The 16127-nt window shown below is 66.3% G+C and carries 9 protein-coding genes; 4 read left to right on the top strand and 5 right to left on the bottom strand.

What is annotated here, in order from left to right:
* Nucleotides 1–31 precede the first annotated feature (31 nt).
* Together ACTEK7_RS23260 and ACTEK7_RS23255 are read right to left on the bottom strand one after the other, a co-directional pair.
* The gene (locus tag ACTEK7_RS23260; protein ID WP_172788150.1) at nt 32–208 is read right to left on the bottom strand and encodes a hypothetical protein; all 177 of its coding nucleotides are present in this window, start codon (nt 206–208) and stop codon (nt 32–34) included.
* A 9-nt stretch (nt 209–217) separates the two neighbouring features.
* Nucleotides 218–451 carry a DUF6894 family protein gene (locus ACTEK7_RS23255; protein WP_036011788.1) on the bottom strand — a complete coding sequence of 78 codons (234 nt, stop codon included), beginning with the start codon at nt 449–451 and terminating at the stop codon, nt 218–220.
* A 200-nt stretch (nt 452–651) separates the two neighbouring features.
* Between ACTEK7_RS23255 and ACTEK7_RS23250 the strand changes: the two genes are divergently transcribed.
* From ACTEK7_RS23250 to ACTEK7_RS23240, 3 genes are all read left to right on the top strand, one after another.
* Nucleotides 652–2739: a PQQ-dependent sugar dehydrogenase gene (locus ACTEK7_RS23250; RefSeq protein WP_225147768.1), complete on the top strand. Its 2088-nt coding sequence runs from the start codon at nt 652–654 to the stop codon at nt 2737–2739.
* The gene (locus ACTEK7_RS23245) at nt 2696–3634 is read left to right on the top strand and encodes an SMP-30/gluconolactonase/LRE family protein (RefSeq protein WP_225147767.1); all 939 of its coding nucleotides are present in this window, start codon (nt 2696–2698) and stop codon (nt 3632–3634) included. Before ACTEK7_RS23250 ends, ACTEK7_RS23245 begins: the two co-directional genes overlap by 44 nt.
* A 130-nt stretch (nt 3635–3764) precedes the next feature.
* The gene (locus ACTEK7_RS23240) at nt 3765–4790 is read left to right on the top strand and encodes a histone deacetylase family protein (protein WP_225147766.1); all 1026 of its coding nucleotides are present in this window, start codon (nt 3765–3767) and stop codon (nt 4788–4790) included.
* Between the two features lie 28 nt (nt 4791–4818).
* On the opposite strand, the gene ACTEK7_RS23235 is transcribed toward ACTEK7_RS23240, so the two are convergent.
* The 3 genes from ACTEK7_RS23235 to ACTEK7_RS23225 all read right to left on the bottom strand — a co-directional run bounded on the left by ACTEK7_RS23235 (nt 4819) and on the right by ACTEK7_RS23225 (nt 12526).
* Nucleotides 4819–5550 carry a 4'-phosphopantetheinyl transferase family protein gene (locus ACTEK7_RS23235; RefSeq protein ID WP_225147765.1) on the bottom strand — a complete coding sequence of 244 codons (732 nt, stop codon included), beginning with the start codon at nt 5548–5550 and terminating at the stop codon, nt 4819–4821.
* A gap of 221 nt (nt 5551–5771) precedes the next feature.
* Nucleotides 5772–5942 (bottom strand): hypothetical protein, encoded by a 171-nt coding sequence (locus ACTEK7_RS23230; protein WP_167361674.1) that lies wholly within the window; start codon nt 5940–5942, stop codon nt 5772–5774.
* Nucleotides 5943–6082: 140 nt separating this feature from the next.
* Nucleotides 6083–12526: a non-ribosomal peptide synthetase gene (locus ACTEK7_RS23225; RefSeq protein ID WP_225147764.1), complete on the bottom strand. Its 6444-nt coding sequence runs from the start codon at nt 12524–12526 to the stop codon at nt 6083–6085.
* A gap of 136 nt (nt 12527–12662) precedes the next feature.
* Between ACTEK7_RS23225 and ACTEK7_RS23220 the strand changes: the two genes are divergently transcribed.
* Complete coding sequence (locus ACTEK7_RS23220; RefSeq protein WP_225147763.1) at nt 12663–16127, top strand: ATP-binding protein; 3465 nt, start codon at nt 12663–12665, stop codon at nt 16125–16127.

Below are 16127 nucleotides of genomic sequence, written 5' to 3'. Positions count from 1 at the left end.
GACGATTAGTGCGATTTCTATGGCCGCGCGCTCAGCGCATGCGATCCAGCCGGCTGGCCTGGTACTTGGCGCGCCATTTCGGGCCGGGTCCGCGCATGTAGTGCAGCTCGGGGCGGTAGGGATTGGCTGCGACGCGGATCAGCGTCTGCCATCTGGTGGCGACGAAGCTGAGGGGCTGGCGCAGCAGGCTCAATGAAGCGAGCAACATGGCATCACCTCAATGCGGCTTGCCGAGCATGGCGGTGAAGGGGAGGTCGAACAGATCCTCGCCGTCGGAGCCGCTGACGTGGATCACCCAGTCGCGCCAGTCTTCGGCGCCGGGGGTCTGGATCATCGAGTTCATGATCTGAGCGGCGCGGTCGCGCGCCTCGGTCAGATTGGCGACTGCGGCGCCGTAGCGGTCGATCAGCGTGCCCTCGGTGTTGGAGCAGTGAAAATAGACCTGGACCATAGGCGCCTCCTGTAGAAAGCGATCGGGACGGCAAACCGATACCACCCCAAGCATTCGCGAAACATTCGGGTCGAGCCCGGTAAGGGAATTTACGGATATTGGTCGGGCCCAAGGTCGTTACAGGTTTAATCACAGGCGGGTGATGACTGGACGGCGTTGCGGCGGCATGGAACAACGCCCGCGGGAAGGCGGGGCTCACCGTGAACCAGTTCACATTCGATCGCGAACGGCCAAATCTGCGCTTGCCTGCAGCGGTCGTTCTTGCAGCGGGCTTCGCCGCCGCGCTGCTCGGCTTCGCCCCGGCTTCGTCCGAGCCGGTCAGAAAGAGCGGCTACGCGATCGGCACGGAAGCCTGCGGCAGCGGCGATCTCGCCTTTCCCAGGATCCAGATCGACATGAAGGCGGGATATTGCGCCGGCCTCGTCGCCAGCGAGGGGGACCGCCTCAAATTTCCGCGCTCGATCGTCCAGGTGCCCGGCCGCGACCTTTTGGTGGTCGCCGATATGGGCGGCTGGGGCCACACCGACGGGCGGCTGCTGCTGCTCGATCCGCGTGCCCCGCAGGGGCAACGCCTCAAGGAGCTGCTGACGGGGATAGAATATCCGTTCGCTCTCGTCATCGGCCCGGACAGGAAGCTCTATGCCTCGACCGCGGAAACGATCTTCCGGTTCGACCCGCTTGCCGACAATCCACGCAGCACGGTCGAGACCATCATCCGCCACATGCCCGGCCGCCGGATCGCGCTGCCGGATGGCACGAGGACCGATGAGAGCGCGCACCCGTTCAAGCAGTTCGTGTTCGACCGGAACGGCCGGCTGTTCGTCAATGTCGGCTCGCACAGCGACGATTGCATCACGCCTGCGCCGATCACAAGACCCTGTGCGGCGGCCGAGGGCGTGTCCGCGCTGGCCTCGATCTGGCTGTTCACGCCGCCCTCAAGCGGCGTCTTCCTGGCATTGAAACCCGGCGATCCCGACCCGCCGCACAGCGTCTATGCGCGCGGCCTGCGCAACTCGATGGCGCTGGTGCTGCACCCGAAGTTTCCGGACGCTGGCTACGCCTTCCTGCAAGGCGAGAACGCCCGCGACCTGCCCGACATCTTCAAGCCGAACGAGGAGATCAACGCGATCGAGCAGGGCAGGCACTACGGCTGGCCCTATTGCTACGATTTGTCGACGCCGAGCCCCGAATTCAGGCTCGTGCTGCAATCGGGCGCGTACAAGTCGTTCTGCTCGGCCAATGCGCTTTACAAGGCGCCGCTCTCGCTGCTGCCGCCGCACGGCGCGCCGCTCGCGATGCTGTATTACCACGGCGCCAAATTCCCGGAGCTGGAGGGCAAGCTGCTGGTCGGTCTGCACGGCTATCGGCCGACCGGGAGCCGGCTGCTGGTCTATGACGTCGACGATCACGGCTTTCCAAAGCCCAGCGCGGCACCGGTGCGCTATCACGTCAGTTGCGCGGCCGAGCCGACCCGCAGTTTCCGGACCGACGCCGGCGAGGTCGCCGCCGCGCCGTTCGAAGAGCTGATTGCAGGTTGGCACCGCGTCAACGGCGCGCGGCCGCAAGGTGCGCCGGTCGGCATGACGGTTGCCGAGGACGGCGCGATCTGGCTGGTCGAGGACAAGAACAGGACCGTGATCCGCATCGATCGCGCTGCTGGCGAAGGGCCTGCGCCTCTCCCCTGCGATACGCGCAGCCAGGCGATGATCGACCAGCTCGCGGCTTTCGTCGCCAGAGACGCGCAGAACGGCGTTCGCCTTACCACCTTGCGCAAGGGCCTCGTCGAGAAGCATTGCGTCGGCTGCCATTCGGATTTCGGCCTGAGCGCGGGGCAATCGGATGCGGAGAAGGACAGGGCGGTGCTGCACTTCATGCTGGCGCAGGACGGCTGGATCTACCCTGGCGATCCCGACGCCGGCAGGCTGCGGACGCGCCTGCGCGGCCTAGGCGCCGAGAAGCTGATGCCGCCGGGCGGCGAGAGCCTGCCCAAGACCGAGCCTGGTTACACGCGCCTGCTCGATACCGCGGACCTGTTCGTCGCCAAAATGGTGCCGGGCACGCGGATGCGGATCAAGCCAGGCCCGCCGCAGCGGAAGTTTTTCAGCAAGGCCAACAAGGAATGCGGCGAAATACCGGCTGGAAACGTCGTCGTCGTGACACAAAGGAGCGCTGTAGACAGACCCGGCTTTAGCCGATTCTTCCGGCCAGCCGATCCCTATCTGAACGGCGAGTGCACCGACGGCGATGGCTATTACATCCGGCAGGAACTTCTGGTGCCTGTGCAGTAGCATCCTGCTGGTCACGACGCTGCCGGCCGCTGCCGAAACAAAACTGTTCGAAAGCGCACAGGTGACGCCCGCCGGCGAATACACCTTCGGCATCGAAGGGCCGGCCGCCGATCTCGACGGCAATCTGTTCGTCGTCAATCTCGGCAAGCCCGGCACCATCGGCAAATTGCCCGCTGGTGGCGCCGCCTCGGAGCTGTTCACGACGCTCCCCGAAGGCAGCGTCGGCAACGCGATCCGTTTCGATCGCAGCGGCACCATGTTCATCGCCGACTACAAGAAGCACAACATCTTCGCCATCCCCAAGGGTGCGACCAAGCCCGCGGTGTGGTTTCACTCCGGCGAGATGAGCCAGCCCAACGACATCACGATCGCGCCGGACGGCACGATCTATGCGAGCGATCCGAACTGGAAGGGGCGCGAAGGCCACATCTGGCGCATCGCCAGGGGAGCGGACGGTACGGTGCGGGGGCAGGTGATGTCGACGCTGCGCGCCATGGGCACCACCAACGGCATCGACCTCAGCCCTGACGGCAAGACGCTCTATGTCGGCGAATCCAGCAGCGGCCAGATCTGGTCCTATGCGATCAGCGGCAACGAGCTGACGGCTGCAAAACTCGTCAAGGCGTTTCAGCCCGACACCATCGACGGCCTGCGCACCGACGTTGCCGGCCGCCTGTACGTCGCGCGCATTCTCAAGGGCACGATCGCGCTGATGAAGCCGACCGGCGCGGTCGAGCGCGAGATCCCGCTGAAGGCCAAGGAGCCGACCAACATTGCCTTCGGCGGCAGCGACGGCAAGACCGTCTTCGTCACCCAGCGCCAGGGTGGCTTCATCGAGTCCTTCCGCACCGACCAGCAGGGCCGCGAGCACTGCCTCCAGCGTGGGCGTTGCTGAGCTTCGCAAGCGCTCTGCTTTCCGCGCAGGGCAGCGCGCCGATGGACGGCATTTTTCTTGCTTGCATCCGGCGGCCGTGGCGATCAAGACTCTGCGGCACGTCCAGTAGCAGGCGACCACGGAGTGTTGAGTGAAAGCCGTCTATACCGAGCTGCACCGCAGCCACGATCCGCAATTCTTCTTGGTGCGTGGTGTCGTCAAGCGCACCACAGAGCAGCCCGAGCGCGCCGATCGCCTGCTCAGGGGATTGAAGGACGGCAGGCATCAACTGGTCGAGCCAACCAAGTTCGGGCCCGGTCCGCGCGCACGCATTCACAGCCCGGAATACCTGTCGTTCCTCAGCGAAGCCTGGGACGCCTGGACGGCGCTCGGCGATTCCGGCCCGGAGATGATCGGCAATATCCATCCCGTGCGCCATGCCGCGACCTATCCGACCCACATCGTCGGCAAGCTCGGCTGGCATACCGCCGACACCGCAGCGCCGATCGGCCCGGGCACGTGGGCCGCGGCCTGCGCCGCCACCGATGTTGCGGTGACCGCAGCGCAGATGGTGATGGATGGCGAGGACGCAACTTACGCGCTCTGCCGTCCGCCCGGCCATCACGCCTATCGCGACATGGCCGGCGGCTTCTGCTTCCTCAACAACAGCGCGATCGCGGCGGCGCATCTGCGGCAGAAGCATGAGCGCGTCGTGATCCTCGACGTCGATGTCCATCACGGCAACGGCACGCAAGGCATCTTTTATGCCCGGCCCGACGTCTACACGATCTCGATCCATGCCGACCCCGTTGCGTATTATCCGTACGTATGGGGCTATGCGCATGAGCGCGGCGAAGGACCCGGCCTCGGCACCAACCTCAACATTCCGCTTCCCATCGGCACCGGCGATGACGGCTATCTCCAGGCGCTGGACATCGCGCGCAAGGCGATCGAATCCTTTGCACCCGGCGCCCTCGTCATCGCACTCGGCCTCGATGCCTCCGAGCACGATCCGCTCAAGGGATTGGCCGTCACCACACCCGGCTTCCGCCGCATCGGCCAGGCCATCGCGAAGCTGGGCCTGCCGACCGTGCTCGTGCAGGAAGGCGGCTATCTCTCGGACATTCTCGGCGCCAACCTGACCTCTGTGCTGGCAGGATTCGAAGAAGCGCGGTGAGATCGCTTCGCCTCTCCGCTTGCCCGCCTCACTCAGCCGCTTCGCGGAGGGGCCAGGCATGGCGGCTGATGGGAAGGCCGCCGTCGGTGCGGGAGCCGTCGGCGATCGCGAGGCGATGCGCGGGCGATGGCGAGCACAGCGAGAAGCGCCAGGCGTCCGGATCGTCGACGATGTCGGGCTTGAAGCTGATCTCGATGGCCTCGCGTGACACCTGCATGGCGAAGGCGTCGAGCGGCAGATTCAGCCCGAAGCCCCTGGCTTTCAGATAGGCCTCCTTGAGCGTCCAATAGTCGAAGAAGCGCTCGATCGCCGCCGGCTCCGGCAGTCCGCGCAAGGCTTCGACCTCTTCCGGCGCAAAGAAGCGAAGCGCGGTGGACAGCGGCGCGACGCGCCGCGACACGGTTTCGACGTCGACCCCGACGGCCTCATGCCGCGACACCACGCAGGCGACGCAGCCGTCGGCATGCGACAGGCTGAAATGCAGCGCGGTCGAGGTGGCCGGTGCTGCGACGAACGGCCGGCCATAGCGGCCCGCGCCAAACGTCCAGTCGGTGGGCGCGACGTTGGAAGCGACCTGTGACAGCGCCAGGCGCAACATCGCATGCGCGAAGATGTACTGCCGCCGATGCCGCTCGAACACGAAGCGATCGGCCCGGGCCCGCTCGTCGACCGAGAGCAGGCGTCGGCACGCCTCGGCCGCGCCCGGCACGTCAATGGTCTCGATCAGTCCGACAAAGAGTTCGATTCTGTCGTCTGCCATCAATTGGGCCCATGGCGTCGGGCGAGGCCAAATCCCTCGGTCTCGACGGAAGAAACAACTGCGCAAGAATCAGCCGAGAGGACCGTACCTAGCGGTCCACCCGGGCGAATTCTTGTCGATTTGCAGGCCGGTTTACAGGCGCAAGCTTGTGCGAGCCCCCAAACTCGACACGCAAGCGGCCGCTCTGCGAAGATTCGTACGGCCGTCCCCGACCGACGAGTTTACTTCTTCTTGGACTTCTTCTTCTTGGACCCGCGCAGAGCCTTAAGGCTGGCGTCGACATCCTTCAGTGCGAGCTGGAGTTTTTGCTTCTCGAAATTGAGCAGGTCTTGCAGCGCCTTGCGGTCCTCCGCGCTGAGCGAGGTCTTCTTGGTAAATTTGATGAAACCCATAACACTCCCCCGGTTGAAAATGATCATCCCAAATCAAAATCCGAGAATAATCTTGCGCGACGACGCCAAATAATCAAGCTGCAACTTGATCATTCACAGCTTTGGGGCGTGAACCCGTATTCTGGCGCGATGTCGCGGCATCAAGCGGCCCTGCGCGCGAGCAATCTGCCGAGTGGTGCGTTGGGCTGGGCGATCGCCGCCGTTAGCAGGGCGACGAGGTCCTCCATCCATTCGCCGACCGCTCGGCCCTCGAGCAAATCGCGCTTGTAATTGCAGGAGCCGGTAATGCCGGTCGGGCGCTCCTTGAGCATCAGCGACAGCCAGGTCTGGTCGATCGGCAGCACCGGCTGGCCTTCGCGCGTGACGTTGCCGATCGATTCCGTCGCGAGATCCGGGAGATCGAGCGGCCGGCGCAACGGATTCTGCAGCGTGAAATAGACCTGGAGCAGCGAGGCCGGATCGATCCCCTCCTGCTCCAGTCGATCGGCCAGGACGTTGAACGGCAGCTCCTGCCGCGCATGCGCCTCGAGCACGCTCTGGCGCACCCGCAGCAGAGCCTGCGCGAAAGACAGGTCCGGCGTGATTGTCGTGCGGACGATCACCGTGTTCTCGAACGGGCCGATGATCCGGTCGGTGTCCGGCTGGGCACGATTGGCCATCGCGGTCGCGACCGCGATGTCGGTGCGGCCCGTCCGGGCCAGCAGCATGGCCTTCAGGCCGGTGAGGAAGCACATGAACAGCGTGCAATTGTGCTGGCCCGCAAACGCCGTCAGCCGGGCGATCAGCTCGCGCTCGAGGCAGACCGGATGATGCCCGGTGGAGGCGCCCGGGCTCGATTCGCCGTCGAAGAGGGGACCCGCTCCGCGCAAATTCAGGATCCAGTCGGAAGCCTGGCGGCGCGCCGCGTCGGTGCCGCACCACCAGCGCTGCCAGCGTGCCACGTCCGAAAAGGCCGGCGGCGGGCTCGGCAGCGGCGCAGACGGATATCCGGCCAGCGCGGCATAGCGGCTCGACAATTCCTCGAACAGCACGCCGATCGACCAGCCGTCGACGACGGCGTGATGCAACGTCAGCAGCAGCACGTGGTCATCGTCGTGGAGCCGCAACAGCCGGGCGCGCAACAGCGGCGCGCGCGTGGTGTCGATCGGGGTATAAGCCTCCTGCTCGATCAGGAGATCGATCTTCCTGAGCTCGAGCGCCTTGCGCCGCTTGTTGTTGTGGGAATGACCGTCGCCGATCGTCTCGACCGTCATGATTCGGCCGAGCGTGCGTGGCGCGGCGATGCGGCTTTCCGGCTCATCGCTGTTCCAGGCGAACGCGGTGCGCAGCGATTCGTGCCGGCGCACCACGTCGTCGATCGCCTTTGCCAGGGCGGCCGAATCGAGCGGGCCCTGCAGGCGGAAGGCGAAGGGCAGGTTGAGCTGCGGCAGCCCCGGCAGATTCCGCTCGATGTGCAGCATCTGGTCCTGTCCGATGGAAGGCGCCGGCGGCCCGCCCGCAGCCGATCGCGGCAGGCTTGCGGCAGGCTCGTGCGGCTTCGTGGCCACGGTCTGTTCGACCCGCCGCGCCAACCCCTCGATCGTCGGCGCCTCGAAGATGGCCTTGATCGGTAACGAGACGCCGAGCGCCCGCGCGATGCGCGCCATCACCTGGCCGGCCAGCAGCGAATGGCCGCCGAGGTCGAAGAAATTGTCGGTAACACCGATGCGTTCGACGTTCAGCAGGTCGATCCAGATGTCGGAGAGCACCTTTTCGGTGAAGCGCCGCGCCGGGACGGCCGCATCCGCGCCGGACGTTTCCGGCGGGACGGACGCCAGCAGCGCCGAGCGGTCGATCTTGCCATGGGCGTTGAGCGGCACCTGATCCAGGAACAGGAAGGCGGCGGGGATGGCGTGGACGGGCAGGCGGCTCTTCAGGAAGTCGCGCAGCTCGCTGGCGCTGCTCCGGCTGCCGGGCTTGGCGACGACATGGGCGATCAGCCTGATGTCGCCGCTCGCCTCGCGGCGCGGTTCGACGATGGCGGCGCGCACGCTTGGATGCTCGGCCAGCGCGTTCTCGATCTCCTTGAGCTCGATACGATAGCCACGGATCTTGACCTGATGGTCGGCGCGGCCGAGGCATTCGATCGTCCCGTCGGCGCGGCGCCGGGCCAGATCGCCGGTCCGGTAGAGCCGGCTGCCGGCCTGGCGCGAGAACAGATCGGGCAGAAAGCGCTGCCGGCTCTGCGCGGGATCGTTGATATAGCCGCGGCCGATTCCGGCGCCGCCGATGCAGAGCTCGCCGGTCACGCCGATCGGTTGCGGCTGGAGCTGCGCGTCGAGCACGTAGAGCTGCGTGTTCGGCAGCGGCGCCCCGACCGGAACGTTGGCCGTCGCGATCGCCGGCGCCTTGGTAAGGCGATGCAGGGAGACGTCGTCGGAGCATTCCGACGCGCCATAGGCATTGATCAGCGGCACCCTCGGGCAGCGGGCAAACCAGGCGCGGCAGAGCTCGACGGGCAACGGCTCGCCGGTCGAGATCAGCAGCCGCAGCTTCGCGAAGGCGCGCCGGATCGGCGCCTCGTCCATAAGCTCGAGAATGAGGCGCAGCAGCGAGGGCACGATCTCGAGCACCGTGATGCCCTCGCGCTCGATCTCGCGCGCCAGCAGCATCGGGTCCTGCACGATCGCGCTGCCGCAGACATGGACGCGCGCGCCGACCATGGGACCGGCGAGGAATTGCCAGACCGAAATGACGAAGCTCTGCGGCGCGATCTGCGCGATCACGTCCTTAGGCGAGAGGCCGAGTTCGGAGATGAGCGAGGCCAGATGGTTCGACAGGCCGCGCTGCTCGATCATGACGCCCTTCGGCGCGCCGGAGGAGCCGGACGTATAGACGAGATAGGCAAGGCTCGAGGCGGCGCGGCGTGCGGCGCGGGCCGGCTTTGTCGACCCGGATGCAAGAGCGTCGTCGAGCTCGGCCACCGGGATGCGCTCGACCAGCGGTTCGAGCAGGGCCTCGACCATGGCAGACTGAGCCCGCCCGGTCAGCAGCACGCGGGCACAGCTCGATCCGAGGATGGTCGAGAGCCTAGCCGTCGGCTGGTCGGGATCGAGATTGAGGAAGGCCGCGCCGACGCGCTGCACCGCGATCATCGCGGCGAGCAGGTCGGGCCCGCGCTCCGCGAGCAGGGCAACCACGCTCTCGGCGCCGACGCCCTCACGGGCAAGCCAGCGCGCGGCCGCCCCAGTGCGACGCGCCAGCTCGCGATAGGTCAGGGACGTGCGACCGTCCGAGACCGCGACTGCGTTCGGCGTCTTCCTCGCCTGGCGCTCGAAGCGTTCGCTCAAGTTGCCGCGTGTGGTGAAATTGGCCGGCATGCCCCGGCCTTTTGCCAGCGCTTGCCGACGTTCGGCCTCGGTCAGGAGCGGCAGGCGCGAGATGCGCTGTTCCGGATTGGCGATGACGGCCTTGAGCAGCGCCTTGAACTGGGCCGCCATGGCTTCGATCGTCGCGGCCTCGAACAGATCGGTGGCGTATTCGAAGAAGCCGGTGAAGCGGCCATCGGCCTCGACCAGTTCGAGCGTGATGTCGAACCGCGCCACCCTGGGATCGACTTCCAGCCGCCGGGTCGACAGGCCAGGAAAACGCGCTGCCTCGATCGAGGCGTTCTGGAGGATGAACATGATCCGGAACAGCGGATTGCCGTCGCTGCGGCGCGCCACCCGCAATGCGCGCAACACCTCCTCGATCGGAAGGTCCTGGTTGCGGTAGGCGTCCAGCGTGACCTGCCGTACCCGCCGCAGCATCTCGCCGAAGCTCGGATCGCCGCTGAAATCATTGCGCAGGACCAGGGTATTGGCGAACAGCCCGATCAGGCGTTCGCTCTCGATCTGGTTGCGGTTGGCGATCAGCGATCCCGTGGCGACGTCCTCATGCGAGGTGTGGCGGAACAACAGGCACTGGAAAGCGGCGAGCAGCGTCATGAACGGCGTGACGCCCTGGTTCTGGCTCAACGCGCGCAGCTCGGACGAGAGGGACTTTGAGAATTCAAGGTAGTGACGCGCGCCGTGTCCGCTCCAGATCTCAGGTCTCGGCCTGTCGGTTCTCAGCGGCAGCATGGTGACGCCGTCGAGCTGGGTCCGCCAATAATCGAGCTGCTCCCTGGCCGCGGGCGTCTGCGCCCAGCTTTGCTGCCAGAGTGCGAAGTCGCGATATTGGAAAGCGGGCGGCGGCAGTGCGGCCGAATGCTTCTTGCGTGTCGCGGCATAATGGACGGCGAGCTCCTGCCAGAACAGCCGCTGCGACCAGCCATCGGTGGCGAGGTGATGGACGTTGACCACCAGCGCATGGTTGTTCCTGTCGAACGACAGCAGTCTCGTCTTCAGGGGCGGCGCGTGGGCCAGGTCGAACTGACGTTGCGCAAGCCTGAGCGCCTCGCGCCGGATTGCCGCAGGCCGCCTGCCCGCAGGGCATGGCTTGAGCTTGATGCGCTCCAGCCGCGGCGTCGATGACAGCACGAGTTGCATCGGCTCGCCCTGGCGCTCGACGAACACCGAGCGCAGCGCCTCATGGCGCGTTGAGATCGCAGCGAGGCTCGCAGACAGCGCGGCGGCGTCGACCGGGCCCTTGAGGACGGCGATCTCGACGACGTTATAATTGTACTGCGTCGGGTCCAGTCGCGAGAGCACGTACATCCGCTGCTGCTGGAACGACAGCGGTGCGTCCGTGCCTGCAAGCCGGCGCCAGCCCGGCAGCGCCGTCTCGCGCCGGCTTGCGGCGGTCTCGATCCGGGCCGCAAGCGCTGCGACCGTCGGGCAATCGAAGATATCCTCGAACGAGAAGTCGACATTGAAGCGGTCGCGCAGGCGCGAGCGCATCTGTGTCACCGCGAGCGAATCCGCGCCGAGCGCGAAGACGTCCTGGTCGGCGCCGACCTGCGGCAGCTCCAACAGGCCGGCCCAGATCTCGGCGAGCTGGCTCTCGACCGCATTGCGCGGCAGCCGGGTCTCGTCGTCCGCGTCGACCGTTGCAATCAGCCCGGCGAGGGCGTTGCGCTTGACCTTGCCGCTGGCGCCCTTCGGCAGCGCCGCCACGCTGCGGATCACGCTCGGTATCTTGTAGGCCGCAAGCCGTTTTCGTGCGAATTGGCGCAACTGGTCCGGGGTCGCCTCGGCATTCGGCCGCAGCACCACGACGGCCGCGACGTTCTCGCCGAGCTTCTGGTGCGGGACCGCGAACACGCCGGCTTCCAGCACCGCCGGATGGCTGAGCAGGACGTCTTCCACCTCCAGCGGCGATATCTTCTGCCCGCCGCGGTTGATGACGTCCTTGATGCGGCCGACGATGAAGAGATAGCCGTCGTCATCGAGATAGCCGAGGTCGCCGGTCCTGAACCAGCCGTTGCGGAATGCGGCCCGCGTCGCCGGCTCGTCATTATAATAGCCGCGGCTCATGTTCGGCCCGCGCAGCACGATCTCGCCGTGCGCCCCGCTTGCGAGCGTGCGGCCGGTCTCGTCCATGATCGCGATCTCCGGGCCGGCGGCGCGACCGACCGACGCGACCTTGCGCAGCTCGAACCGATTGGCCGCAATCTGCGAGGCCGCCTCGGTCATGCCGTAAGTTTCGAGCACGGGAACGCCGAACGTTGTCTCCAGCCCGGCGAGAATCGTCGGCGCGAGCGAGGCCGAAGCCGACCGGATCACGCGCAGCGACGATGGTCGGGCGCGGTCGGGGTTTACTTCCGCCGCCGTCAGCAATGCGCGATGAATGGTCGGCACCGCCGTGTACCAGGTCGGTTGCAGCTCCCGCATCCAGCCGAAGAACGAGGCTGCGTCGAAACCGTCGGTGCAGATCACGCTGGAGCCCGCGGCCAGCGCCGTGAGCAGGCCGGAGATCAAGCCATGGGCATGAAACAGCGGCAGGACGTTGAGCAGGCGATCATGCATCGTGAGCGACAGCACATGGCCGGCATTGTAAGCGGACAGGCAGACATTGCGATGGGTCAGCGGCACCATTTTCGGTCGCGCCGCCGTGCCTGACGTCAGCAGGATGAACGCATCGTCGTCGCCGCGCGAAGCGCCGCCGGCATTGGCCGGCCCGATCGCCGGAGCAATGAACGCGCAGCCGCCGAGATCGTGGGTGGGCCCCGCCACGAAATCGATCAATGCGATGTCGAGCATCCTGGCGGCGTCACGGCTCGCCGAGTTCATGTCGGCCCGGGTCACGAGCGCGGTCAGCTTCAGTTCGCTGAAATAGCGTTGCAGCTCGTCCGCCGTCAGATCAGGGTTGACGGGGACGCAGGCGCAGCCTGATGCGACTGCTAGCAGCGCCAGGGCAGTATCGGCGCCGCGCGGCAGCGCCACCGCGATGCGGTCTGCGGGACGGATGCCGAGTTCACGCAAGGCACGCACCAGTTGCCGGATCGACTCGGCCAGCGCGCCATAGCTGAGCGCCGGCCGGCCGGGAGCGAGGAGTGCGGGCGCCGCCGGCGTCCTGCGGGCGTAGAATTCGAGAAGGCCGCTGATATGCGCGAACACCTTCGTTTCGGCCGTGGTGCCGGCTGATGCTTCGTCCGCTCCGGATGCAATGTCCGACAACGCCATTCCCTTTTGGACCGATTAAGTTATTCTTCCAAGAAGTTGGGGAATGCGTCCAGTCCGAGGTGAAGTTTGGACCCCAAAATCTGTGGTTGAGGGGCCCTCGAGCCCTTCGACGGAGTAAGGGTCGGGCAGAATCACGATGCTGGAGAACGAGCCGAGCACGAGTTTGGAAGGTGGGCTGAATCACTGGCTCGAAAGCATCGGCCTCGGGCACTACACCGATCTTTTCGCGCAGCACCGCCTCGATCTCGACGTCATCGCGGATCTCACCGAAGCCGATCTGGTCGAGCTCGGATTGCCGCTCGGCGATCGCAAGCGGCTGCAGCGGGCGATGGCGGCGCTGTTTCAAGCGGAAACCACGGAGGCGCCGGCGGAGGCGCCGCGTCCGCAAATCCGGGCGGAGGTCGGAGCCGAACGGCGCCAGCTCACCACGATGTTCTGCGACATGGTGGATTCCACCTCGCTGTCCGCGCAGTTCGATCCGGAGGACGTCCGCGACATGATCGCGGATTTTCGCGAGACCTGCGTCCGGGTGGTCAAGCAATACGAGGGCTTTGCCGCCCGTTTCGTCGGCGACGGTATCCTGGTCTATTTCGGCTATCCGACCGCACATGAGGACGATGCCGAGCGCGCGGTGCGCGCCGGGCTCGAGATCGTGCGGGTGCTGTCGACGGCACGCGCGGTCGAGCCGCGTGGTGCGCTCAGCCATTCACCCGCCGTCCGCATCGGGATCGCGACCGGCCTCGTTGTGGTCGGCGACCTCGTCGGGCAGGGCACCGAAGAACGCGACTCCGCGGTCGGGGAAACCGTCAATCTCGCGGCGCGCCTGCAAGGCCTGGCGCCGCCCAACGGCGTGGTGATCTCGGCCTCGACGCAGGCGCTGCTGAAGGGGAAGTTCGACTACCGCAATCTCGGAGTCCACGACTTGAAGGGGATCTCCGAGAAGGCCCAGGCCTGGCACGTGGTGCGCGCCTCGCGGTTGGAGACCCGTTTCGCTGCGGCGATGGGTACGCGCCTGACGCCGCTCGTCAACCGCGAGGAGGAGATCGCGCTGTTGATGGGGCGCTGGCAGCAGGCCAAGGACGGCGACGGCCAGGTCGTGGTCAAGTTCGGCGAGCCCGGAATCGGCAAGTCGCGCATCATCCAGGAGATCTTCGAGCGGATATCGGGCGACCGCCATGGACAGGTCTCGCTGCAGTGCTCGCCCTATTACACCTCCACCGCGTTCCATCCGTTCGTCGAGCAGCTCAAATTCTCCCTCGGTCTCGATCGCGAGGATTCGTCCGCGCTGTCGCTGGCGAGCCTGGAGAACGCGATCGCCGCCGCCGATGGCGACATTGAGCAGGTCACCCCGCTGTTTGCCGCGCTGCTGTCGATACCGACCGGGGACCGCTATCCGCCGCTCGAGCTGTCGCCGCAGCAGCAGAAGGATGCGACGGTCGTGGCGCTGGTCAACCATTTCCTCGGCCTTGCGCGCGAGATGCCGCTGGTGATCGCGTTCGAGGATTTGCATTGGATCGACCCGACCTCCCGCGAGGTGGTCGACCTCCTGGTCGATCGGGTGCAGAACCAGCCGATCCTGGCGATCATCACCGCGCGCTCGGAATTCCAGGCGAGCTGGAACGCGCATTCGCACATCACCACCCTGGTCCTGAACCGCTTGAGCCGGCAGTTGCGCACGACGCTGGTGGAGCGCGTCGCGGGACGCGAGCTGCCCAAGGAGGTTGTCGAGGAGATCATCGTCAAGACCGACGGCGTGCCGCTGTTCCTGGAAGAGCTGACCAAGACGGTTCTGGAATCCAATCTGCTGACCGAGCGGCACGGGCGCTACGTGCTGTCGGGACCGTGGCGGCAGCTCGCAATCCCGGCCACCCTGACCGACTCGCTGATGGCGCGGCTCGACCGGATGGGACCTTTCAAGCGCATCGCGCAGATCGGCGCCACGATCGGCCGCGAGTTCTCCTACGAGACGCTGCACGCCGTTGCCAATGCGCCGGCCGAGCAGATCGAGGCGGCGCTCAGCCATCTGCAGGAAGCCGGGCTGATCATGCGCCGCGGCCATCCGCCGGATGCGCTGTACTCATTCAAGCACGTGATGATCCAGAACGCCGCGCATGGGAGCCTGTTGCACAGCGAGCGGCGCAAGCTGCATGCGCGGATCGCCCAGGTGCTCGCCGAGATGTATCCGGAGAGGACCGAGCGCGAACCGGAGCTGCTCGCCCATCATTTGACCGAATCCGGCCAGAGCGAGGGCGCTGCCAGCTTCTGGCTCAAGGCCGGCAAGCAGGCGGCCAAGACCGGGGCCAATCTGGAGGCGATCGGCCACCTGCGCCGCGGCCTTAACGTCGTGCAGGCCAATGCGCGCATGCAGGGCGCCGACGAGATGGAGCTCAAGCTGCGCATCGCGCTCGGCAACGCGCTGATCGCCGCCAAGGGCTACGCGGTGCAGGAGGTCGAGGAGAACTACATCCGCGCGCTGGAGCTCGGCCGTCAGCTCGATGACGACGAAAAGGTCTTCGCTGCGACGCGCGGGCTCTGGGTGTGCCATTTCATCCGCGCCGATCTCACCCGCGCGCACGATCTCAGCGTCGAGCTGTTGAAGTTTGCCAAGCGCGAGCGGCTGAACGAGCGGACGCAGCCGGCGCAGCAGACCGGCTATCTGATCGAGGCGCACCGCGCGATCGCGATGACCATGCTCTATCGCGGCCGCTTCGCAGCCTCGCAGCACCATTTGCACCGCTGCATCAACCTGTTCAGCCCCGATCTGCACTCCGACCTGATGGAACGGCACGGCATCGATCCCGGTGTCGTTTCGCTGTCCTATCTCGGTTACCTCCTGTGGTTCCTCGGTCGGCCCGACGCGGCGCGCCAGCACAGCGAGCAGGCGATCGCGAACGCCGAGAAGATCCGCCACCCCTTCACGCTCGCCTTCGCGCTGGTGTTCGGCGCCTATCTCCGCCAGCATTTGCGCGACGTCGAAGGCACGCGCGACTACGCCAATCGCGCCATGATCATTGCCACCGAGCACAATTTCCTGCACTGGAAGCAGCAGGCGGCGATCCTGCGCGGCTGGGCGCTGGCTCAGCTCGGCGAAGCCGACGAAGGCCTCGGCCAGATGCGCTTCGGCCTCGACGAGTACGAGGCGATGGATTCCTGGCTCGCCGGCTGCTGGTTCCGCTGTCTGCTCGCGGAAACGTACGCCAAGGTCGGGATGCGCGACGCCGCCTTGCGCGCGCTGGATGGTGCGCTTGCGACCGCAAGGCGGACCGGCGATCACTTCTATCTCGCCGAGGTCTATCGCATGCAAGGCGAGATCACGCTGGCGGGTGGCGACCCGGCGTCGGTACAGGAGGCGGAGGACCTGTTCGGCCTTTCGCTGGAGACCGCACGCAAGCAGGGAGCGCTGTCCTGGGAGCTTCGCACCGCCGTCTGCCTCGCGCGCCTGTCGCATCAAGCCGGCAAGCGCGAGCACGCAAGACTCCTGCTGATGCCGATCGTCGGCAAATTCAGCGAGGGCTTTTACACGCCGGACCTGAAGCAGGCGATGCAGCTCCTCGATGAGCTCGGTAGCGACGCGGCGGTGCGCGAGCAGGCCGGTCTGTGA

This window comes from Bradyrhizobium sp. JHI2711 (assembly GCF_056156565.1).
This window is presented reverse-complemented; position numbering and strand designations above follow the sequence as displayed.

Coding starts and splice junctions, on each gene's coding strand:
- ACTEK7_RS23260 (WP_172788150.1), bottom strand. CDS start 208: ATGTTGCTCGCTTCATTGAGCCTGCTGCGCCAGCCCCTCAGCTTCGTC.
- ACTEK7_RS23255 (WP_036011788.1), bottom strand. CDS start 451: ATGGTCCAGGTCTATTTTCACTGCTCCAACACCGAGGGCACGCTGATC.
- ACTEK7_RS23245 (WP_225147767.1), top strand. CDS start 2,696: ATGGCTATTACATCCGGCAGGAACTTCTGGTGCCTGTGCAGTAGCATC.
- ACTEK7_RS23235 (WP_225147765.1), bottom strand. CDS start 5,550: ATGGCAGACGACAGAATCGAACTCTTTGTCGGACTGATCGAGACCATT.
- ACTEK7_RS23230 (WP_167361674.1), bottom strand. CDS start 5,942: ATGGGTTTCATCAAATTTACCAAGAAGACCTCGCTCAGCGCGGAGGAC.
- ACTEK7_RS23225 (WP_225147764.1), bottom strand. CDS start 12,526: ATGGCGTTGTCGGACATTGCATCCGGAGCGGACGAAGCATCAGCCGGC.
- ACTEK7_RS23220 (WP_225147763.1), top strand. CDS start 12,663: ATGCTGGAGAACGAGCCGAGCACGAGTTTGGAAGGTGGGCTGAATCAC.